Raw genomic sequence first — 20,200 nt, 5'->3', positions numbered from 1 at the left:
GTTTGCCCGTGAGGGATGTGCGCGCGGGATCACCGAACGGCCGTCCGTATGCTCGTGAGAGTGTTCCGCTATACCCGAACAGGTATGGCAGATCCCGGATTCGGTATTTGTGCGTCATTTCTCGGGCCATCAGGATCCACGGTTAACGACGGGTGAAGCCCGGCCGTCGTAGCGGCTGTCCGGGGCGAACCGCCCGCAGCCCGCCATCCAAGTGATAGGTGACCCCGTGAACACTTCGCCTCACGAAGAACACTCGGGCGGCGCCCGAGCCACTGCCGGCAGAACCGCCCTCGCCACGCTCGCGGGCACCACGCTGGAGTGGTACGACTTCTTCCTCTACGGAACAGCCGCGGCCCTCATCTTCAACGAGCAGTTCTTCCCCTCGCTCAGCCCCGCCGCCGGCACGCTGGCCGCCTTCAGCACCTTCGCCGTCGGCTTCGTCGCGCGCCCCCTGGGCGGTCTGGTCTTCGGCCACTACGGAGACCGCATCGGCCGCAAGGCGACGCTGGTGGTCTCGCTCGTCCTGATGGGAATCGGCTCCACCCTCATCGGCGCCATCCCGAGCTACGGATCCATCGGCTTCTGGGCCCCGGTCCTCCTGGTCGCGCTGCGCATCGTCCAGGGCATCGGGCTCGGCGGCGAAGGGGCCGGAGCGACCCTCATGTCGATGGAGCACGCGCCACCGGGCAAGAAGAACCTCTACGCGGGCTTCCCGCAGATGGGCACACCGGGCGGCCTGGTCCTGGCCAATGTGATCTTCCTGGTCACCAACGCGGTCATGGGCGACCACGCGTTCACCTCATGGGGCTGGCGCATCCCCTTCCTGCTCAGTTTCGTCCTGGTGGCCGTGGGACTGGTGATCCGGCTGCGGGTGACCGAGTCGCCGTCGTTCGACCGTGTCCGGGCCCAGGACCAAGTGGTCAGGTTCCCGCTGGCCGAATCGATGAAGGTCGGCTTCCCCCGGCTCGCGCTGACCCTGCTTGCCGTCGTGGCCAACTCGGCCGTCGCCTACGTGTTCATGGTCTTCACGCTCTCCTACGGCTCCCAGCACCTCGACTACGACAAGCAGTTCCTCGTCGTGAGCGTCACGGTCGCGGCGGCCCTGTGGTTCGTGACCATTCCGGTGTGGACGAAGATCGCCGACCGGCACGGCCGCCGGACCATGTTCATCGCCGGATCCGCCGCCATCCTCGTCTGGTGCGTCGCCTTCTTCCCGCTCATCAACACCGGCAACTCCGCCCTCGCCGTGGTGGCGCTGCTCGGCATGGGCCTCATCATCCCGGTCACCCACTGCGTGCAGGGCAGCATCGTCGTCGACACCTTCCCCGTCAACGTCCGGTACTCCGGCTCCTCGGTGATCCTGCAGGGCGGCGCCATCCTGGGTGGCGGACTCGCCCCCATGATCTCCACCGCACTGCTCAACTCGGGCGGCTCGTCGACCGGGGTGACGTGGTACCTCGTCGGGATCTGCGCGGTCAGCCTGGCCGGCGCGGTCGCGCTGTTCCGGCTGGTACCCGAAGGGGCGCCGGAGCCGGTACGGGCCGTCCCGGCCCGCTCGCTCTCCGGGCGCGGCGCATGACCGGCGCCGCCGTGGTCCGGTCCGGCCCGGTCCGCTACGCCGTGGCCGAGCGCTTCGCGCGGCCCCGACCGGCGCGTGACGACGACCGCCCGCCCACCGGCGAGATCTGCCCGCAACTGCCGTCCAGGCTCGACGCGGTGATGGGACCGCCGCTCGACCGGCACCCACAGGGCGAGGACTGTCTGAACCTGACCGTCACCGCACCCGCCCGCGACGGTGCGGCACGGCCGGTGATGGTCTGGTTCCACGGCGGCGGGTTCAGCAGCGGCGCGGGCCTCATGGACTGGTACGACGGCGGGGCACTCGCCACCGAGGGCGATGTCGTCGTGGTGGCCGTCAACTACCGTGTCGGCGCACTCGGATACCTCTGCCTCGACGGGGTGTCCGAGGGCAATCTCGGCCTGTACGACCAGCTCGAAGCGCTCCGCTGGGTGCGGACGCACATCGCCGCGTACGGTGGCGACCCCGCCGACGTCACGGTCTTCGGGCAGTCCGCCGGGGCGCTCTCCATCCGGCTGCTGATGGAGCTGCCCGAGGCCCGGGGGCTGTTTCGCCGGGCGATCCTGCAGAGCGCGCCACTGGCGATCGCCACCCGGCCGCGGGCCGATGCCGAAGCCCTCGGCCGGATCTTCGCCGAGCGGCTCGCGGTGCACGCCCCCGGCGTCGGCCCGCGCACCGCCGACCGGGCGGCCGTACTCGCGGCACAACGGGACACCGGGATCGCCCACCGGGAACGCTCCGGCTCCACCATGGAGCCGCCGTTCGGCCCCGTCGGCACGGCCGTCGCCGCCCCCGGACCGCACGTCGGCGGCCTGGACATCATGTACGGCTGGAACGCGGACGACATGTCGGCCTTCCCCGGAGAGAAGAGCGGGACCGGTCACCCGGCGGAGCCGACCCGGCGGATGTACACCGAACCGCTGACCGCCCTCGGGCAACAGCTCGTACGGGCCGGAGCCCGGGTGCACGCCTACCGGCTCGACTGGCGCCCGGCCGGATCGGAGTACGGCGCCACCCACTGTGTGGAACTGCCGCTGCTCCTCGGCTCCCGGTCCGCCTGGCGGGACTCCCCGATGCTGGGCGACACCACCTGGGAGGAGGTGGACGAGGTGGGCAGGGCCGTGCGCGCCGCCTGGACCGCCTTTGTCCGCACCGGCCGACCCGGTGCCGTCGCGTCCCCGCTGACCTGCCGCGAGGTCCTCGCCCGACGGCCGTAGCGCCCCGCAGCCCGCCCGGTCTACCGGCTGTCGGTGCCCGTGGCGGGATCCAGCAGCTCGACGACCCGGAACCGTTCGGCGACCACCATGGTGTCGTCGTCGACGGTGAACTCCGGGTCGCCGAGCGCCTCCCGCATCTCCTCGCCGTGCCAGAACTTCTCGTGTCCCGCACGCCACTCGGCGACCGATGAGTCGCCCTCGCCCTCGTCGATCGCATGCCGCAGGTCGACATCGCCCAGGCGCAGCACCCGTACCTCGGTCACCTCCAGCACCGCGATCTCCCGGCCGTCCGAGTCGATCAGCGCGGAGCGCTCACCCACCGGGGGCAACTCCTCCTTCTCGGCCTCGTACTCCGCGAGCAGCCCGGTCGTCGACACCTTCGTACCGGCGAGCACCGCCCCCACCAGCTGATCGCGCAGCGGTCCGGGGAAGGCGAGCAGGAAGGGCTTGAGGGGTTCATGGTTCGGCATGGCGCCAAGTCTGACACGGCCCCGGGACGCGGCACCGGGGCGAGCGCCGGGCCGGGGACGCCAACTCGCTGCCGGGCGGGCGGAGTTGTCGACAGGCGGTTCCCGGCCGGGAAGTCCGGCGCCGGGCACATGGCAATGGCGCTCGCCGGCCCGGAGGCACGCAGTGGCATGCGTACCGGGTCGGTCGAGCGCCATCGGGCACGGTCACAGCATTCGCTGTGGGGGGAGGACCGTGCGGGGCAGCCGCGCTAGACAACCAGCGACAGCAGCAGGATGAAGGCCAGCGAGACCACGGAGATGATCGTCTCCATCACCGACCAGGTCTTCACCGTCTGGCCGACGTTCATGCCGAAGTATTCCTTCACCAGCCAGAATCCGGCGTCATTGACGTGGCTGAAGAAGAGCGAGCCCGCGCCGACGGCGAGGACCAGCAGAGCGGCGTGGGACGTCGACATGTCGGCGGCCAGCGGGGCGACCAGGCCGGCCGCGGAGATGGTGGCGACGGTCGCGGAACCGGTCGCCAGCCGGATCGCGACGGCGATCAGCCAGCCCAGCAGCAGCGCGGGGATCGACCAGTCCTTGGAGAAGTCCAGGATCATCTGGCCCACACCGGCGTCGATCAGGGTCTGCTTGAATCCGCCGCCCGCGCCCACGATCAGCAGCACACCGGCGATCGGGGCCAGGGACTTCTCGACGGTGGTGGAGAGCCGGCCCTTGGAGAACCCGGCGGCCCGGCCCAGCGTGAACATCCCGACTATGACGGCCGCGAGCAGCGCGATCAGCGGCGAGCCGATCACATCGGTGACCTTCTGCAGGCTCTGCTCCGGGTCGTCCACCACGATGTCGACCAGTGCCTTGATCAGCATCAGTACGACCGGCAGCAGGATCGTCGCCAGGGTGGCGCCGAAGCTGGGGCGGCGGTCCAGGTCCTCCGAGGGGCGCTGCGGAATCATCTTCTCCGGCGCCTTGATGTCCACCCAGCGCGCCGCGTATCGGGAGAAGACCGGCCCGGCGATGATCACGGTCGGGACCGCGACCAGCACACCGAGCGCCAGCGTGACCCCGAGGTTGGCGCCGAGGGCGTCGATCGCCACCAGCGGGCCGGGGTGCGGCGGGATCAGACCGTGCATCACGGAGAGACCGGCCAGCGCCGGGATGCCGATCCGCATCAGGGAGAAGTTGCCGCGCTTGGCGACGAGCAGCACCACCGGGATCAGCAGCACGATGCCGACCTCGAAGAAGAGCGGCAGACCGATGATCGAGGCGATCAGCACCATCGCCCACGGCATGGAGCGCCGGCTCGCCTTCGCGAGGATGGTGTCGACGATCTGGTCCGCGCCGCCGGAGTCGGCCAGCAGCTTGCCCAGGATCGCGCCGAGCGCGATCAGCACACCGACACCCGCGACGGTCGAGCCGAGGCCCGCGGTGAAGCTGGCGATCGTCTTGGCCGGAGCGGCACCGGCGAACGAGCCGAGCGCCAGCGAGCCGATGGTCAGCGCGAGGAACGCGTGCATCTTGAACTTGGTGATGAGCAGAACGATGACGGCGATGCCCGCCAGAACGGCGATGCCCAACTGCGCGTTGCCTGCCGAAGTGATCGGTTCGACGGCGTCCGCTGCCAACATCTCGACGCTGAGACTGGTCACGGTGATCCTTAGCTATCGAGCCGGCGCAACGCGGCGACGGCTCGCTCGGTGATTTCTTCGGGGGTGCCGGACACGTCGACCGAGACCCCGGCCTCGTCCTCCTGCAGCGGCTGCAGGGTGGCGAACTGCGAGTCGAGCAGCGCGGTGGGCATGAAGTGCCCCTTGCGCTCAGCCATGCGCTTCTCGATCAGAGCCCGGTCGCCGGTCAGATGGAGGAAGACCGCGCCGGGCGCCTCGGCGCGCAGCCGGTCCCGGTAGACGCGCTTGAGCGCCGAGCTGCTCACCACTCCGCCGAGCCCGGCCCGGCCGTGCGCCCACTGACCGATCGCGTCGAGCCAGGGCCACCGGTCGGAGTCGTCCAGCGGAACGCCGGCCGACATCTTGGCGATGTTCGCCGCGGGATGGAAGTCGTCGCCCTCTGCGTACGGAACGCCGAGTCCGGCGGCGAGCAGGGGGCCGATCGTGGTCTTGCCGGTCCCTGCTACGCCCATCACCACGACGACGTGGGGGGTGCTCATTGGTGGTGCCTCGCAGTCTTGTTCGACGTCTTCCTCGACATCGGTCCGTCGCGCTACTGAAACCTATACGTACGACTTATTCAAGATGCTGTGACGTAAACGTCGTACTTTTTGTTCCTGAAGGCTGCCCCGTAGGCTGTGCTCATGACCACACAGGGCCCTGGGCTGCATACACATGTGCTGGACACCCTGGGTCTGGAGATCGCCGCCGGGGCACACCTGCCGGGACAGGTGCTGCGCACCGATGAACTGGCCCGTCGCTTCGACGTCTCACGCACCGTGGTCCGCGAGGTGATCCGCGTCCTGGAGTCCATGCACCTGGTCGAGTCCCGGCGCCGGGTCGGCGTGACGGTGCGGCCCACCGAGGCATGGAACGTCTACGATCCGCAGGTCATCCGCTGGCGGCTGGCCGGTGCCGACCGCCCGCGCCAGCTGCGCTCCCTGACCGTGCTGCGGTCGGCCGTCGAACCGGTCGCGGCCGGCCTCGCCGCCCGCAACGCCACCCCCGAGCAGTGCGCGGCCCTCACCGAGTGTGCGCTCGGCATGGTCGCCACCTCGCGCGGACAGCAGCTGGAGGGCTATCTGGAGCACGACATCGCGTTCCACCGGATCGTGCTCAACGCCTCCGGCAACGAGATGTTCGCGCGGCTCGGCGATGTCGTCGCCGAGGTTCTGGCGGGCCGCACCCACCACCAGGTGATGTTCGAGGACCCGGACCCGGCGGCGGTCACCCTCCACGTCCGGCTCGCCGAGGCGGTGCGCGAGGGCGACGCGGTGGCGGCGGAGCGGCTGACGAAGGAGATCGCGGTCGGCGCCCTGCACGAGCTGGACGTGCTAGCCCCCTAGGTTCTGTCCGGCAGCGCTGCGGGGTGCCGTGCCAAAGGTCGTGCCCCGGCCCCGGTCGGCCCGGACGGGCCCTGGCCGAGCAGGTCCGAAGACGGCGCGCTCCGCGGCGGGTCCGGTGTTCTCCCGGTAGCCCCGGTGATCCGGTGCGGCCGGCCTCGTCGACGCGTACGTGGACGGCCGGCGCGGTCGGGCCGGCAATTCCCGCGCGCACTCGCGGTTCGCACACCAGAATGCCCGGATGGAAACGGACAGCGTGGCGGAACTGGTCACGCGGGCACTGGCGGCACTGCGCGCCGCCACCGACCCGGACGACCCGGGCGACCAGGACAGCCTGCACGAGTACGCACCACTGCTGTGGCGGGCGGCCGCCGACGGGGCGGCGGCGCTGCCGCTCGGCCTGGAGCTGATCGGTTCGGCCGATCCGGTCGAGCGCGAGGCGGGCTGCGACCTGCTGCGCGACACCGGAAATCGGCACGAGGCAGCCCGCGCCGGGACGGCCACCGCGCTGGTCGCCCTCGCGCGGCGGGAGACCGAGGGGCGAGTGCTGCGACCGCTGGCGCGCGCGATCGGGATGACGTACGACCCGCGCGCCGTCCCCGTCCTAGTCGCCCTCGCCGGGCATCCCGAGGCCGAGGTCCGCGAGGAAGTGGCCCGCTCGTTCGCGGAGGTCGTCACCGGGCTGCCGGACGGACCGGACGTCCGCACCCTCATCGGGCTGACCCGGGACCCGGACCGGCATGTCCGCGACTGGGCGACGTTCACCCTCGGCGTCCAGGCCGAGGTGGACAGCCCCGCGATCCGGTCCGCGCTCCGGGAGCGGACGGCCGACGAGCACGCCGAGACCCGCAGGGAGGCGATCCGCGCACTGGCCCGTCGGCACGACCCCCGCGCCGTCCCGCTCCTGGCCGGACTGCTCGGCAACCCCGAGGGCGCACACGTCCTCACGTTCGGCGCGGCGCAGATCACGGACGCCCCGGAAGCGCTGCCGGCCCTCCAGGAGTACGAGCCCGGCGACGACTGGGTCACCGACGCCGTGAACGCCTGCAATCCGGTGCGGCGGGCCCGCCTGGACGCCTGGGCCTGGGAGGTGGTCTCCACGCTCCACCGGCTCCGCCCCGACCTGGACGCCGCCGTCTCGATGGAACGCTTCGGCTGGGGCCGCTCCCTGGGCGTCGCCGCCGGCTTCGGGCCGTCGGACTACGACATCGAGGCACTGCTCGCACGCGCGGACGGCGACCCCGCGCACGCTGCCGAACTGGTCGCGGCCGACCTGCCGAGAACCCTGCCCGACCCCCCTCCCGGCCCTCGGCCCCGGTGATCGGACGCGACCGGTGACCGGGTGACCGGGACTCCGGTTCCGTCGTCGTGCCGGATCCCGGCGGCGGCCGAAGCTCCGGAGCCACCGTCCCGTGCCCCGAGCCCCGCATCCCGTGCCCCGAGCCCCGCATCCCGGGCCCCGGCCCCGGCTTTCCGGACACGGGACGGCCCCCGCGGAGCGATTCCGCGGGGGCCGTCTGCGCATGTACGGTCCGTACGGTCAGCCGCTGTGCCCGTGGTGGCCGCCGTGCCCGGCTCCGTGGTCGAACTTCATCGCCTCGGGCGGCATCACGACGAACGGCCGCATCATGCCCATGTCCTCGTGCTCCAGCAGATGGCAGTGGTACATGAACCGCCCGTACGCGCCGTCGAACTTCCCGAGCACCTTCACCAACTGCCCGGCAGGCACCCGGAAGACGTCCTTCCAGCCCTGCTCGTTCGGTGCCGTCGCGATCGTGGTGCCGTGGTCGAACGCCACCGGGGAACGGGTTCCGCCGACCGCCGGATCGAAGCCGTCGAGCTTGTACGCCTCCCGGCCCATCACCTGGAAGTCCGCCAGATGGATGTGCATCGGATGCGTCGGACCGCCCAGGTTGAGGAACGACCACTGCTCGTAGCTGCTCTCGCCCACCGTGAAGCCGAGACCGTCGTTGAAGGTCCGCGCGGTCCTGCGGTACGTGCGCACCGTGCCGTCCTCGCCCCGCAGCTGGATCACACCGTCCGAGGGCACCCGCACATCGGCGCCGTCCTCGACCTCGGTCATCTCCCAGATCTCCGGGTGACCGCCACCGCCGACCGTGCCGGGCACCGTCAGCACCACGAGCCGGTGCCCGTGCTCCACCTCGCCGTGCTCGTACCGCCGGAAGGAACCCGACAGCACCTCGGGCAGCTCGAAGCCGTCCCGGCGCCCCGTCTCCCGCACCCGGAACTCCATCACCTGCGGGAACGGCACGTTCGCGGCAGGGTCCGGCACCCCCGGCGCGAGCCTGCCCCGGTTGACCAGCCGGACCCGGCGGCCGGCCAGCGCCGAGAAGTCGATCAGCAGGTCCATCCGCTCGGCCGGAGCGATCGTCAGCTGCGGCAGCACCTCGTCGAAGTCGACCGGCACCGGGCGCGGCAACAGCCCGCCGTCACTGCCGATCTGCCGGATCACGCCCGGCACCGGATTGTTGTCCTCGTCGACCAGCACCAGGTCGTAGATCCGCGCGTTGGACGCGTTGACCAGCCGGAAGCGGTACCACGCGTCGTCCACGTCCAGATGGGGCCAGATACGGCCGTTGACCGTCGTGTACGGGCCGAGGAACGGCAGCGACACCGGCTTCCCGGTCTCCGGGTCGGCCTCGGAGACCACCGTCGTCTTGTGCAGCAGCCGCCCGTTGAGCCGGCCGTCCTCGTCGGTGTCCAGATTGCGGTCGGTCAGGATCAGCGGCAACTCCCGCTCGCCGGACGGCAGACCGAGCGCGTCCTCCTCGTCGTCCCTGATCAGATAGGTGCCGACGAGACCGGCGTACACGTTCCACCGGGTGATGTTCATGGCGTGGTCGTGGTACCAGTACTGCGTGGCCTGGTGGTCGTTCGGGTACTCCGACAGCTGCGCGTCGCCGAAGCCGACCGCGTTGTCCGCCCAGCCGTCGTTGCCGCCACCGGTCTGCGCGCCGTGCAGATGCGTCACCGTCCAGGCGGGCAGCGCGGCGACGTCCTCGTTCGGCTTCACCCCGTCGCGTCCGGGGCGGTTGTGCGGCGCCGGTTCGCCCTGCTTGACCGGACCGACCTCCACCGCCGTGACCGGGTACTCACTTCCCTCGGGGATGCGGTTGGTCCAGGCGATCCTGATCCGCTCCCCGCGCCGCACCTCGACGGTCGGCCCCGGCACCGTGCCGTTGTACCCCCACATCAGGGTCGGCGGCAGCTGCGCGTGCAGCCGCACCCAGGTGGGCGAGAGGGCGATCTCCGTCTCGCGCAGCACCTCACCGGTCTGCGGGCGGAGCACCGGCGGTACGGGCAACGCGTCGGTGTACGGCACGAGTCCGCCGACCGGCGCCCCGAGCGCGGCCGCCCCGGAATCCGGCCCCCGCGCCTCGCTCCGCCGGCCGGTCCGCCCCGTCTTCTCCGTGTTCTCGGCGATTTCGGTCAAGGTACTTCCCCCATGATCCGCAATTCCACTGCTGGTGGACCACGCGACCCCTGCCCCCGCAGGTAATGATTCGGTGGTCCCTGTGTATCGAAGGACCGCCTGGAAGCCGCCGCAGTTCATCGATGGGGGCAATCTGACCAAAACCGGTACGGTCCACCGGGCGGACGGCAATTGTTTCCCGCCAACGCGGCGCGCCGCCGTGACACCCTCACCGGGCGTACGGTTGTCCGCGATCGATCTTCGCAAAAAAGACGGAAACAGGAGACCACGGTATGTCGCAGCAGGTGCAAGGAGTCATCGCACCGGGGAAGAACAAGCCGGTACGGATCGAGACGATCGTGATCCCGGACCCGGGCCCCGGCGAGGCCGTGGTGAAGATCCAGGCGTGCGGTGTCTGCCACACCGATCTGCACTACAAGCAGGGCGGGATCAACGACGACTTCCCCTTCCTGCTCGGCCACGAGGCCGCGGGCGTGGTGGAGTCCGTCGGCGAGGGTGTCACGGACGTCGCCCCCGGCGACTTCGTCGTCCTCAACTGGCGTGCCGTGTGCGGCCAGTGCCGCGCGTGTCTGCGCGGCCGCCCCTGGTACTGCTTCGACACCCACAACGCGAAGCAGAAGATGACACTGCTCGACGGCACGGGACTGTCGCCGGCCCTCGGCATCGGCGCGTTCGCCGAGAAGACCCTGGTCGCCGCCGGCCAGTGCACCAAGGTCGACCCGGAGGTCTCCCCGGCCGTCGCCGGGCTGCTCGGCTGCGGTGTGATGGCGGGCATCGGCGCCGCCATCAACACCGGACAGGTCGGCCGCGGCGACTCGGTCGCCGTGATCGGCTGCGGCGGTGTCGGTGACGCGGCGATCGCCGGAGCCCGGCTGGCCGGCGCGGCGAAGATCATCGCCGTGGACATCGACGACCGCAAGCTGGAGACGGCGAAGACGATGGGCGCCACGCACACCGTCAACTCCCGCTCCACCGACCCGGTCGAGGCGATCCGCGCGCTGACCGACGGCAACGGCGCGGACGTCGTCATCGAGGCGGTCGGCCGCCCCGAGACGTACAAGCAGGCCTTCTACGCCCGCGACCTCGCCGGCACCGTCGTCCTGGTCGGCGTCCCCACCCCGGAGATGCAGCTGGAGCTGCCGCTGATCGACGTCTTCGGGCGCGGCGGCTCGCTCAAGTCCTCCTGGTACGGCGACTGCCTGCCCTCGCGCGACTTCCCGATGCTGATCGACCTGCACCAGCAGGGCCGGATCGACCTCGGCGCGTTCGTCACCGAGACCATCGGGCTCGGCGACGTCGAGCAGGCCTTCGCCCGGATGCACGACGGCGACGTGCTGCGCTCGGTGGTGGTCTTCTGATGACCGCCCGCATCGACCACCTGGTCACCTCCGGCACCTTCGCCCTCGACGGCGGGGAATGGGACGTCGACAACAACGTCTGGATCGTCGGCGACGACACCGAGGCGATCGTCATCGACGCCGCCCACGACGCCGCCGCCATCGAGGCCGCGCTGAACGGCCGTACGCTGCGCGCCATCGTCTGCACGCACGCGCACAACGACCACATCGACGCCGCCCCGGCCCTCGCCGGGGCGACCGGCGCTCCGGTCCTGCTGCACCCCGACGACCTGCCGCTGTGGAAGCAGACCCACCCGGACCGCCTCCCCGACGGCGAACTGGCCGACGGCCAAGAGCTGGAGATCGCCGGAACGACCCTCCGGGTCCTGCACACCCCCGGTCACGCGCCGGGCGCCGTCTGCCTGTACGCCCCCGGGCTGTCCACCGTCTTCACCGGGGACACGCTCTTCCAGGGCGGACCCGGCGCCACCGGACGGTCCTTCTCCCACTTCCCGACCATCGTCGCGTCGATCCGGGACCGGCTGCTCACCCTCCCGCCGGAGACCACCGTCCGTACCGGACACGGCGACTCCACCACCATCGGCGCGGAGGCCCCGCAGCTGGACGAGTGGATCGCCCGGGGTCACTGAGAACCGCGGACCATCACCGGTCCGGCCACGCGGAGAGCCGCAGGCCGCTCTCGAAGCGGCGCGGTTCGCCCGTGACCGGATCGGTGAACTCCAGCACCCGGGCCAGGAGTTGCAGTGGACGCGAGAAGTCGTCCGGCGCCCCCTCCGCCTCGACCACCGGATAGACCGGGTCATGGACGATCGGCAGCCCCAGGCCGTTCATGTGGACCCGCAGCTGATGGGTCCGCCCGGTGGCGGGCAGCAGCCGGTAGCGGCCGAGCCCCGCACGGTGCTCCAGCAGCTCGATCCGGCTCTCGCTGTTCGGCTCGCCCGGCTCCTCGCGCGCGGCCACGATCCCGCGCTCCTTCACGATGCGGCTGCGCACGGTCCGCGGGAAGGCCCGCGCGGGATCGTACGGCGCCACCGCCTCGTACTCCTTGCGCACCAGCCGGTCCCGGAACATCGTCTGGTACGCGCCCCGCTCCCCGGGCCGTACGACGAACAGCACGAGGCCCGCGGTCAGCCGGTCCAGCCGATGGGCCGGCTGGAGCGCGGGCAGCCCCAGCTCGCGGCGCAGCCGGGCCACCGCGGTCTCGGTGATGTGCCGGCCGCGCGGCGTCGTCGCCAGGAAGTGCGGCTTGTCGGCGACGACGAGATGCTCGTCGCGGTGGACGACCCCGACCGGGAACGGCACCGGCACCTCCGGCGCGAAATCCCGGTGGAACCAGATGTACCGGCCCGCCGCGTACGGCTCCTCGGCAAGGACCGGGCCCCGCACCGAGACGAACCGGCCCTCCGCGAACATGGCGTCCACCCGCCGCGCCCCGATCGCGTCCGCGAACCGCGCCAGCAGATGATCACGCACCGTCGGCCACGCCCCGTCCGGATCCTCCGGGAGCCGCAGCCGGACCGGATCGATCCCGTCCCGCTGCGGCAGCGGCGCCGCCGGGGGCTTCGCGCGCCCCCTCACCGGGGAACGCCGACCACTACGGCGGTGCTCATGGTGCAGGCTCCTCGCTCCGTCGCCCCGGGGGTGTGCGCACATTATCGCCGGTCACCGGGCCGAAGCCGTCACGCCCCCGGCGGCGTCACCTTCAGCGGACCGCAGCCGATGCGCTCCGCCTCGGCGGCGACACAACCCGGCAGCAGCGCGCGGGTGAGGCAGAAGTCCCCGTCGGCCACCGGTTCCAGCTGCTCCACCATGAAGACCACAGGACCGGTCCGGCAGGACGCGCGGTAGAGCGCCCTGGCGCCGTCGAACCTGCCGTACCCCTTGGCGCCCTTGACGGACAGACCGGCCCCGAGCACGTCCCGGGAGAAGATCTCGGTCAGCGCCGGGTCCGTCACCGTCGTCATCCGCAGCGCGGGGGGAGCGCCTGCCGCCGGCCTCGCAGATCCGGGCGGGCCCGCCGTCGCCGCCGACCCGGGTCCGGACCGGGCTCTTGCGGTACGCCGGGGGAAGGGTGAGGCCCTCGATGCCGCAGAAGGCATCGGCCGCCAGGTACTCCCGCGGCCACTCGTGCGCGTCGGTGCCCTCCAGGCCGTCCAGCAGGTGCACCCGCACGGTCATCTGGCGGCGGGCCAGGTCGTTCTTGTAGCTGGTGACGCGGCACTGCCCGTACGAGGACTTCCCGTCGCGCGGATCGGCCTGCAGCGGCTGCTCCTCGGTCTCGGTCCTGAGGTCGCCGAAGAGGCCCGACACGGTCGCGTCGCCGAGCGAGTCCCAGCAGGGCGCGGGACCGGCCGACGGAAGCGTGTCCGTGCGCCAGGCCACCGCACCGGCACCGAGGAGCGCGCCGACCAGCCCGGCGGCGGTGACGGCACGGGCGGTACGGCTGCGCAACAGACGCCGCAGCACCGGAACGCGGTCGGGGACGGGCTCCGGCTCCGGCTCCAGAGAATCGTGCTCCTGTCCCCGGCCCCGCGGCTCAGGAACCGTGGTCCCCCCGCCGTTCCCGTTCCCGCTTCCGTGCACAGCCGCCGCCCCGTTCTCTTCCGTCGCTCCGGTCTCTGCGCCGCTCACGCGCCCTCACCGGCCCCGCACCCGATGCGCTTGCTCACGGACTCGGTGAAGTTCTCGAACACCCGCCGGTCGTCCGGCCGTCCCGAACCCGTCAGCCCGGCTCCGACGTTCCCGTAGAACACGGTCGGCCGCCCGTCGCACCCGGTGCGCACCAGTCCGTGTCCGGCCCCCTCGGGCAGCCCAGCGAACAGCGCGGCCATACGCGGAGAACGCGGTACGCAGCCCCAGCCCGCCCCCGGCCGGCGCCAGCCTGGTCCGTACGACCAGGGCGTCCTCGCCGGTCTCGACCGCGTCCAGCCGGTGCCGCATCCGGTGCAGCCCCGACTCCCGCCACCGCGGCCCGTACTGCTCGTGCGGCTGCCACGCCGCCCCGTTGTCGTTGTCGGTGGGCGCCCGCCAGACATCCAGCCGGAATCCCTCCAGCGGCACCGCGCCCAGCCGCACCGGGTCACCGGTCACCGCGTCGAAGACCCCGGGGCCCAGCGTGACCAGCCCGTCGGCCCGCTCCGGCCGCGCGCCCGTCGCGGCGGCGGAAGGGACGGGCGCGCCGGCCTCGGCCTGCCCCCACGCCACCACATGCCCGCGCTCGCCCCAGGCGGTGTCCCGGGCCAGCACCGCCCGTACGGTCCACACCCCGGGACCGTCCATCGGCAGCCGCACCTGAGCCGACGCACCGGGCGCGAGCGCCGGCACGGCGAGCGTGCCCGATCCGACGGGCACCCCGTCCGCCTCGTGCGACCACTCGAAGTCCAGGTGCGCCGAATCCGCGAAGTCGTACCCGTTGGTGACCCGGACCGAGCCCGCGTCCGTCAGTGGTTCGATCCGCACCGGCTCGACGACCTTCTTGTACTCGATCAGCCCGGGGGAAGGGGTGCGGTCGGGGAAGAGCAGCCCGTCGCAGACGAAGTTCCCGTCGTGCAGCTCCTCGCCGAAGTCCCCGCCGTACGCGAATCCGTGCTCGGGGTGGGCGATGCCGTGATCGATCCACTCCCAGACGAATCCGCCCTGGCAGCGCCCGTACCGCTCGAACAGCCGCTGGTACTCGCCGAGCCCGCCCGGACCGTTGCCCATCGCATGCGCGTACTCGCACATCAGGAACGGCATGGCACGCCGTCGCGCGTCCGCCTCCGGGTCGGACAGCGGCTCCTCCGCCCGCCGGCCGATCAGCTCGACCTCGGCGTGCGTCGGGTACATCCGCGAGTACAGGTCGACGTCCCGGCAGGAGGGATCACCCTCGTAGTGCACCAGCCGCTCCGGATCCCGGCCCCGGATCCACCCGGCCATCGCGCTCAGCCCGCGCCCCGTCCCGCACTCGTTGCCGAGCGACCAGATGATCACCGAGGCGTGGTTCTTGTCGCGCTCCACCATCCGCGCGGCCCGGTCGAGCAGCGCCGGGGTCCACCGCTCGTCGTCCACCGGGTTGCCGCGCCACTCCTGGCCGGAGAAGCCGTGCGTCTCCAGGTCGCATTCGTCGATCACCCAGAGCCCCAGCTCGTCGCAGAGATCGAGGAAGGCGGGATGCGGCGGATAGTGGCTGGTGCGTACGGCGTTGATGTTGTGCCGCTTCATGAGCACCAGGTCGCGCCGCATGGTCGCGGTGTCCACCGTCCGCCCGGTCTCCGGATGGAACTCGTGCCGGTTCACCCCGCGGAACAGCACCCGCCGCCCGTTGACCCGGACGTTCCCGTCCTCGACCACGACGCTGCGGAACCCCACCCGCAGCCCGATCCGCTCGCCGGAGGTCACCAGCTCCCCGCCGTACAGCCGGGGCGTCTCGGCCGTCCACGGCTCGACGGCGACGGTCACCGCCTCACCCGTCGCGACATCGATTCCCAGTTCGGGCACCAGAACCCGTCCCTCGGCCCCCGCGCACTCCACCCGCAAGGTCCCGGACCCGTCGCGGTGGTCGTAGGCGGCGTGCACGAAGAAGTCCAGGGGCGCACCCGGCGGCCGCTGCAGCAGCGTCACGTCGCGGAAGATCCCGGGCAGCCACCACTGGTCCTGGTCCTCCAGATAGCTCCCCGACGACCACTGGTGCACCCGTACCGCCAGCACATTGCCCGCGGGCCGCAGCAGCCCGCCGACGGCGAACTCGTGCGGCAGCCGTGACCCCTTGAAGTCGCCCAGCTCCACGCCGTTGAGCCAGACCCGGGCGCAGGACTCCACCCCGTCGAAACGGAGCAGCACCTCCCCGTCCCCCGGCCACCCGGCCGGCAGGTCGAAGCTCCGCAGGTGGTCGCCGGTCGGATTCTCGGCCGGCACCCTCGGCGGATCCACCGGGAAGGGGTACACCACGTTCGTGTAGGCGGGCGCCCCGCCGGCTCCCTGGAGCACCCAGTGCCCCGGAACCGCGACCGTCGCCCACCCCGAGGCGTCGAACCCGGGGCGCGCGAACGACTCGTCCTGGTCGGCGGCACCCGGCGAGAGCCGGAACAGCCACTGCCCGTTCAGCGACATCCGCCCGGCGTCCGAGTCCGCGTACCAGGCCCGCGGCGTCGTCCCGCCGGATCCTGGGGCCATGTCCTCGTACCAGGGAAGGGCGGGCGCGTGCGTGCGGATCACAGCGGGACTCCTCACTCGGGGCACAACGCAGAAGCGCCGATCAGGATTACTCCTGATCGGCGCTTTGCCTTGTGTCCGAGGGGGGACTTGAACCCCCACGCCCGATAAAGGGCACTAGCACCTCAAGCTAGCGCGTCTGCCATTCCGCCACCCGGACAAGGTGTCTGTCTCGCGGGCTCCGGCCCGTTCCGACGTGGAAAACAATAGCAAACATTCGGGGGTGCCCGATCACGCCCCGGACCGTGTGAAGGACGCATGACGAGGGGCGGGTGCCCTTGGGTGTGCGGGCCGGGCGCGGGAGGATGAGGGGGAGCACCGCAGCGACAGTGGAAGGAAGCAGCGTGAGCGAGACCAACACGGCCCGGACCGTCTCCGGCGAGGACGAGGTCGTGGACCTCTGTCGTGAGCTGATCCGGATCGACACCAGCAACTACGGGGACCATTCGGGACCGGGGGAGCGGGGCGCGGCCGAGTACGTCGCGGAGAAGCTCGCCGAGGTCGGGCTGGAGCCGCAGATCTTCGAGTCCCACAAGGGCCGCGCCTCGACCGTGGCCCGGATCGAGGGCGAGGACCCGTCCAGGCCCGCGCTGCTCATCCACGGTCACACCGACGTGGTTCCGGCCAACGCGCACGACTGGACGCACCACCCGTTCTCGGGCGAGGTCGCGGACGGCTGTGTGTGGGGCCGCGGCGCGGTCGACATGAAGGACATGGACGCGATGACCCTCGCGGTCGTCCGTGACCGGATGCGCAGCGGCCGCAAGCCTCCGCGCGACATCGTGCTGGCCTTCGTCGCCGACGAGGAGGCGGGCGGCACGTACGGCGCGCGGTACCTCGTGGACAAGCACCCCGGTCTCTTCGACGGGGTCACCGAGGCGATCGGCGAGGTCGGTGGTTTCTCCTTCACGGTGAACGAGAAGCTGCGGCTCTATCTCGTCGAGACGGCCCAGAAGGGCATGCACTGGATGCGGCTCACCGTGGACGGCACCGCCGGTCACGGCTCGATGACCAACGACGACAACGCGATCACCGAGCTCTGCGAGGCGGTCGGGCGGCTCGGGCGGCACAAGTGGCCGGTCCGGGTGACCAAGACCGTGCGGTCCTTCCTGGACGAGCTGTCCGACGCGCTCGGCACCCCGCTCGACCCGGAGGACATGGAGGCCACGCTCGCCAAGCTGGGCGGCATCGCCAAGATGGTCGGCGCCACGCTCCGCAACTCCGCCGCGCCCACCATGCTGGGCGCCGGCTACAAGGTGAACGTCATCCCCGGCCAGGCCATCGCCCATGTCGACGGCCGGTTCCTGCCCGGCTACGAGGACGAGTTCCTGGCCGACCTGGACCGGATCCTCGGCCCGCGCGTGAAGCGCGAGGACGTGCACGGCGACAAGGCGCTGGAGACCAGCTTCGACGGCTCGCTCGTCGACGCGATGCAGGTCGCCCTCAAGGCGGAGGACCCGATCGCCCGTGCGGTGCCCTACATGCTCTCCGGCGGCACCGACGCCAAGTCCTTCGACGATCTGGGCATCCGCTGCTTCGGATTCGCCCCGCTGAAGCTGCCGCCGGAGCTCGACTTCGCGGGCATGTTCCACGGTGTGGACGAGCGCGTTCCGGTGGACGGTCTGAAGTTCGGCGTGCGCGTGCTCGACCGTTTCATCGACAACTGCTGACGCCTTGCCGGATTTCCGCCGACTTTCCGCACCAACAATCGCCAGCGTGTGCGGATTTGACCGGAACGAGTGAAAGGGTCCACACGGTCGTAGCCCGATTAGCTCTTCCTCGTTACAAGTGATGCGGTCCGCGGCTGGGACCGCATTGCCAACTAGGAGGAAAAATGATCAAGAAGGTCGTCGCTGCTGCGGCTGTCACCGGTGGTCTGGTGCTCGCGGGTGCGGGCATGGCCGTCGCGGACTCCGGTGCCCAGGGCGCCGCTGTCGGCAGCCCCGGTGTGATCTCGGGCAACAACATCCAGGTGCCCATCCACGTGCCGGTGAACGTGTGCGGTAACACGATCTCCGTGATCGGGCTGCTGAACCCCGCCTTCGGCAACACCTGCGTCAACGCCTGACGTTGTGCGTCAACCCGTAAGGGTTTGAATCCGGTCGGCCCCGGAGTGCACGCCATGCACTCCGGGGCTGCTGGGTACTCCGCCCCCGCACGGTCAAGTCCGGGGGTTTTCCGGAAGGTAAGAAGGCAGGAATCAACCTATGCGACAGGTCACGCGTAAAGGCCTGATCACCATGGCAGCCGCGGGCGGCGCGCTCGCGCTGAGTGGCGGCTATGCGCACGCGGACGCGGGAGCGTCCGGCGAGGCGACGAATTCCCCGGGGGTGCTGTCAGGGAATTCGGTACAGATCCCGGTCCATGTACCGGTCAACGTGTGCGGAAATTCCGTGGACGTCGTGGCACTGCTCAACCCGGCGTTCGGGAACACCTGCGGAAACGGTTCGCAGGGCGACTCCACGGGCAAGCACGTCTCCGGCAGCCACGTCTCCGGCGACCTCACCCAGGCGAGCCGGCCCGGCAACGGCAAGCACCGGGCCCCCATCGGCGGCGGGGCGACGGCCCAGGGCGTCGCGACGGGCTCACCGGGGGTGCTGTCCGGCAACAACATCCAGGTGCCCATCGACATCCCCGTGAACGCCTGTGGGAACAGCATCACCATCGGTGGTCTGCTCAACCCCACCTTCGGCAACGACTGTGAGAACAACCCGGAGGCCGTCACGCCGCCCCCGGTCACCCCGGTCACTCCGGTCACTCCGGTCACCGAGCACAAGCCCCCGACGCCGGAGAAGCCGCCGGTGCCGAACGTGCCCGAGACGCAGAATGTCCCGCAGCTCGCACACACCGGAGCGGGCGGGCTCGACCTGCTGATCCCGGCGAGCGCAGGCCTGCTGCTGGCAGGTGCCGGCACGGTGCTCTACCGCCGCGCCCGGGCGTCCGCGTAGCGGACCGGGACCGGCGCCACAAGCGCCACGAAGGGAGCGGGCCCGCGGATGCCGGGCCCGCTCCGACTCACCAGGTGGCCCGGAGCTGGCGGATGATCCGCCGCCGCAGGCGCACCCTTCGACTGCCGTCGCGACGCAGCGTCAGCCGGTCCAACTCCCAGTGACCGTACTCGGCGTGGTCGGTCAGCAGGCGGGCCGTCTCCTTCCGGGACACCCCGCGCGGCACGTACACATCGACAAATTCGTATTCCGGCATCGCATCTATTGTGCGGGCAGAGCCCGTGTACGGATAGCGTCTGCACTATGTCTGATGCTGCGCAGCCCACCGCTGCCGAGGTACGCGCCGCCGCCGAGGCGGTCAAAGCCGCGCTCGACCACCACCTCGCGGCCGTCGAACGCCGGACCGGGGACGACGATGTGGCCGTCTATGACGCGTTCAACGCACTGGCCGCTGCCGCCGAGTTCTACGACGAGCTGCTCTACGACCGGTACGACGAAGTCACCCCTTTCGAGATCCCGGGTGCGGAGGATTCGCTGCCGCCGTACACCGGCCCCGAGGAGCCGAACGCACTCAGTGTGCTGATCCGGCGCGACTACGCGGTGGTGGAGCCGCCGAGGCTGCTCGCACAGGCCCAGCGGATCGCCGACCTCGACCAGGACGAGCGCAGCGGGAGCGCCGCGGTGGTCGGCTCCAGCGTCCACGCCGCGCTCGGCGTGCTCTTCGGGGAGTACGAACCCGACGAGATCGCGTCCCGGCACACGGAGTTCGGCCTGGAGGAGGGGGACTCCACGCTCTGGGTCACGGCCGCCGAGGACCTTCCCGAGGCGGGGGAGTGGCTCGGCGCACCCTTCGACGACGCGGATCCACAGCTGGTGGTCTGCCGCTTCGACGTCAGCGCCGTCTTCGACGAGGACGAACCGGACGAGGAACCGGCCCGCCTGGCGGCGGACAGCTCCTGACCCACCTGCCGGACGGG

18 protein-coding genes, 1 tRNA gene and 1 pseudogene are annotated in these 20,200 nt (G+C 71.2%); 11 read left to right on the top strand and 9 right to left on the bottom strand.

Going from position 1 to position 20,200, the window contains the following annotated elements; all coding sequences use genetic code 11:
• Positions 1–313: 313 nt before the first annotated feature.
• Positions 314–1,579 (top strand): MFS transporter, encoded by a 1,266-nt coding sequence (locus tag AADR41_RS09060; protein ID WP_446751001.1) that lies wholly within the window; start codon positions 314–316, stop codon positions 1,577–1,579.
• The gene (locus AADR41_RS09055) at positions 1,576–2,796 is read left to right on the top strand and encodes a carboxylesterase family protein (RefSeq protein WP_342280788.1); all 1,221 of its coding nucleotides are present in this window, start codon (positions 1,576–1,578) and stop codon (positions 2,794–2,796) included. Before AADR41_RS09060 ends, AADR41_RS09055 begins: the two co-directional genes overlap by 4 nt.
• 20 nt (positions 2,797–2,816) lie before the next feature.
• Here the strand turns inward: AADR41_RS09055 and AADR41_RS09050 are convergent, their stop codons facing one another.
• Positions 2,817–3,266, bottom strand: a complete 450-nt coding sequence (locus AADR41_RS09050; protein ID WP_342280787.1) for an ASCH domain-containing protein — start codon at positions 3,264–3,266, stop codon at positions 2,817–2,819.
• Between the two features lie 120 nt (positions 3,267–3,386).
• Between AADR41_RS09050 and AADR41_RS09045 the strand changes: the two are divergent.
• A pseudogene (locus AADR41_RS09045) lies at positions 3,387–3,518 on the top strand (cytochrome b/b6 domain-containing protein); the annotation flags it as partial.
• On the opposite strand, the gene AADR41_RS09040 reads toward AADR41_RS09045, so the two are convergent.
• On the bottom strand, positions 3,515–4,912 hold the full coding sequence (locus AADR41_RS09040) for a GntP family permease (RefSeq protein WP_342280786.1): 1,398 nt from the start codon (positions 4,910–4,912) through the stop codon (positions 3,515–3,517). The pseudogene AADR41_RS09045 and the gene AADR41_RS09040 sit on opposite strands and share 4 nt — an antisense overlap.
• A gap of 8 nt (positions 4,913–4,920) precedes the next feature.
• Complete coding sequence (locus AADR41_RS09035) at positions 4,921–5,430, bottom strand: gluconokinase (RefSeq protein ID WP_342280785.1); 510 nt, start codon at positions 5,428–5,430, stop codon at positions 4,921–4,923.
• 144 nt (positions 5,431–5,574) lie between these two features.
• On the opposite strand from AADR41_RS09035, the gene AADR41_RS09030 reads away from it, so the two are divergent.
• Both AADR41_RS09030 and AADR41_RS09025 read left to right on the top strand, forming a co-directional pair.
• On the top strand, positions 5,575–6,276 hold the full coding sequence (locus AADR41_RS09030; RefSeq protein ID WP_342280784.1) for a FadR/GntR family transcriptional regulator: 702 nt from the start codon (positions 5,575–5,577) through the stop codon (positions 6,274–6,276).
• Between the two features lie 238 nt (positions 6,277–6,514).
• Entirely contained in the window at positions 6,515–7,594 is a 1,080-nt protein-coding gene (locus AADR41_RS09025) for a HEAT repeat domain-containing protein (RefSeq protein ID WP_342280783.1), read from the top strand.
• Positions 7,595–7,813: 219 nt separating this feature from the next.
• On the opposite strand, the gene phsA is transcribed toward AADR41_RS09025, so the two are convergent.
• Complete coding sequence (gene phsA / locus AADR41_RS09020; protein ID WP_446751000.1) at positions 7,814–9,727, bottom strand: O-aminophenol oxidase PhsA; 1,914 nt, start codon at positions 9,725–9,727, stop codon at positions 7,814–7,816.
• Positions 9,728–9,999: 272 nt separating this feature from the next.
• Here phsA and AADR41_RS09015 point away from each other — a divergent pair, with 272 nt between their 5' ends.
• Complete coding sequence (locus AADR41_RS09015; protein ID WP_342280782.1) at positions 10,000–11,085, top strand: S-(hydroxymethyl)mycothiol dehydrogenase; 1,086 nt, start codon at positions 10,000–10,002, stop codon at positions 11,083–11,085.
• Positions 11,085–11,714 (top strand): MBL fold metallo-hydrolase, encoded by a 630-nt coding sequence (locus AADR41_RS09010; protein ID WP_342280781.1) that lies wholly within the window; start codon positions 11,085–11,087, stop codon positions 11,712–11,714. Before AADR41_RS09015 ends, AADR41_RS09010 begins: the two co-directional genes overlap by 1 nt.
• Positions 11,715–11,727: 13 nt before the next feature.
• On the opposite strand, the gene AADR41_RS09005 is transcribed toward AADR41_RS09010, so the two are convergent.
• From AADR41_RS09005 to AADR41_RS08990, 4 genes are all read right to left on the bottom strand, one after another.
• Positions 11,728–12,663 carry a pseudouridine synthase gene (locus tag AADR41_RS09005; protein ID WP_342280780.1) on the bottom strand — a complete coding sequence of 312 codons (936 nt, stop codon included), beginning with the start codon at positions 12,661–12,663 and terminating at the stop codon, positions 11,728–11,730.
• A 101-nt stretch (positions 12,664–12,764) separates the two neighbouring features.
• Positions 12,765–13,049 carry a hypothetical protein gene (locus AADR41_RS09000; RefSeq protein WP_342280779.1) on the bottom strand — a complete coding sequence of 95 codons (285 nt, stop codon included), beginning with the start codon at positions 13,047–13,049 and terminating at the stop codon, positions 12,765–12,767.
• Positions 13,050–13,722: 673 nt separating this feature from the next.
• Complete coding sequence (locus tag AADR41_RS08995; protein ID WP_342280828.1) at positions 13,723–16,236, bottom strand: glycoside hydrolase family 2 TIM barrel-domain containing protein; 2,514 nt, start codon at positions 16,234–16,236, stop codon at positions 13,723–13,725.
• A 114-nt stretch (positions 16,237–16,350) separates the two neighbouring features.
• Positions 16,351–16,435 (bottom strand) — tRNA-Leu (locus tag AADR41_RS08990).
• 184 nt (positions 16,436–16,619) lie between these two features.
• Between AADR41_RS08990 and AADR41_RS08985 the strand changes: the two genes are divergently transcribed.
• From AADR41_RS08985 to AADR41_RS08975, 3 genes are all read left to right on the top strand, one after another.
• Positions 16,620–17,945, top strand: a complete 1,326-nt coding sequence (locus AADR41_RS08985; RefSeq protein ID WP_342280778.1) for a M20/M25/M40 family metallo-hydrolase — start codon at positions 16,620–16,622, stop codon at positions 17,943–17,945.
• A gap of 164 nt (positions 17,946–18,109) precedes the next feature.
• Complete coding sequence (gene chpH / locus AADR41_RS08980) at positions 18,110–18,343, top strand: chaplin ChpH (protein ID WP_342280777.1); 234 nt, start codon at positions 18,110–18,112, stop codon at positions 18,341–18,343.
• A 139-nt stretch (positions 18,344–18,482) separates the two neighbouring features.
• Positions 18,483–19,223: a chaplin gene (locus tag AADR41_RS08975; RefSeq protein WP_342280776.1), complete on the top strand. Its 741-nt coding sequence runs from the start codon at positions 18,483–18,485 to the stop codon at positions 19,221–19,223.
• Between the two features lie 67 nt (positions 19,224–19,290).
• Here the strand turns inward: AADR41_RS08975 and AADR41_RS08970 are convergent, their stop codons facing one another.
• A complete protein-coding gene (locus AADR41_RS08970) occupies positions 19,291–19,479 on the bottom strand; it encodes a DUF5703 family protein (protein WP_030918345.1) in 189 nt (62 codons plus the stop codon).
• 47 nt (positions 19,480–19,526) lie between these two features.
• Between AADR41_RS08970 and AADR41_RS08965 the strand changes: the two genes are divergently transcribed.
• Positions 19,527–20,183 (top strand): hypothetical protein, encoded by a 657-nt coding sequence (locus AADR41_RS08965; protein WP_342280775.1) that lies wholly within the window; start codon positions 19,527–19,529, stop codon positions 20,181–20,183.
• Positions 20,184–20,200 lie beyond the last annotated feature (17 nt).

Origin of the sequence: Streptomyces sp. CLV115 (assembly GCF_038448545.1) — a bacterium.
Lineage (GTDB): Bacteria > Actinomycetota > Actinomycetes > Streptomycetales > Streptomycetaceae > Streptomyces > Streptomyces sanglieri.
Note: the sequence above shows the minus strand (reverse complement) of the source record. Positions and strands in the feature narration are given on the sequence as shown.

Excerpts from the sequence above, each read along its gene's own strand:
- AADR41_RS08995 (WP_342280828.1), bottom strand. The coding sequence starts at position 16,236 with ATGGCCCCAGGATCCGGCGGGACGACGCCGCGGGCCTGGTACGCGGAC.
- AADR41_RS09025 (WP_342280783.1), top strand. The coding sequence starts at position 6,515 with ATGGAAACGGACAGCGTGGCGGAACTGGTCACGCGGGCACTGGCGGCA.
- AADR41_RS09000 (WP_342280779.1), bottom strand. The coding sequence starts at position 13,049 with ATGACGACGGTGACGGACCCGGCGCTGACCGAGATCTTCTCCCGGGAC.
- AADR41_RS09030 (WP_342280784.1), top strand. The coding sequence starts at position 5,575 with ATGACCACACAGGGCCCTGGGCTGCATACACATGTGCTGGACACCCTG.
- AADR41_RS08965 (WP_342280775.1), top strand. The coding sequence starts at position 19,527 with ATGTCTGATGCTGCGCAGCCCACCGCTGCCGAGGTACGCGCCGCCGCC.
- AADR41_RS09010 (WP_342280781.1), top strand. The coding sequence starts at position 11,085 with ATGACCGCCCGCATCGACCACCTGGTCACCTCCGGCACCTTCGCCCTC.
- AADR41_RS09050 (WP_342280787.1), bottom strand. The coding sequence starts at position 3,266 with ATGCCGAACCATGAACCCCTCAAGCCCTTCCTGCTCGCCTTCCCCGGA.
- chpH (WP_342280777.1), top strand. The coding sequence starts at position 18,110 with ATGATCAAGAAGGTCGTCGCTGCTGCGGCTGTCACCGGTGGTCTGGTG.
- AADR41_RS08975 (WP_342280776.1), top strand. The coding sequence starts at position 18,483 with ATGCGACAGGTCACGCGTAAAGGCCTGATCACCATGGCAGCCGCGGGC.
- AADR41_RS09035 (WP_342280785.1), bottom strand. The coding sequence starts at position 5,430 with ATGAGCACCCCCCACGTCGTCGTGGTGATGGGCGTAGCAGGGACCGGC.
- AADR41_RS09055 (WP_342280788.1), top strand. The coding sequence starts at position 1,576 with ATGACCGGCGCCGCCGTGGTCCGGTCCGGCCCGGTCCGCTACGCCGTG.
- AADR41_RS09015 (WP_342280782.1), top strand. The coding sequence starts at position 10,000 with ATGTCGCAGCAGGTGCAAGGAGTCATCGCACCGGGGAAGAACAAGCCG.
- AADR41_RS08970 (WP_030918345.1), bottom strand. The coding sequence starts at position 19,479 with ATGCCGGAATACGAATTTGTCGATGTGTACGTGCCGCGCGGGGTGTCC.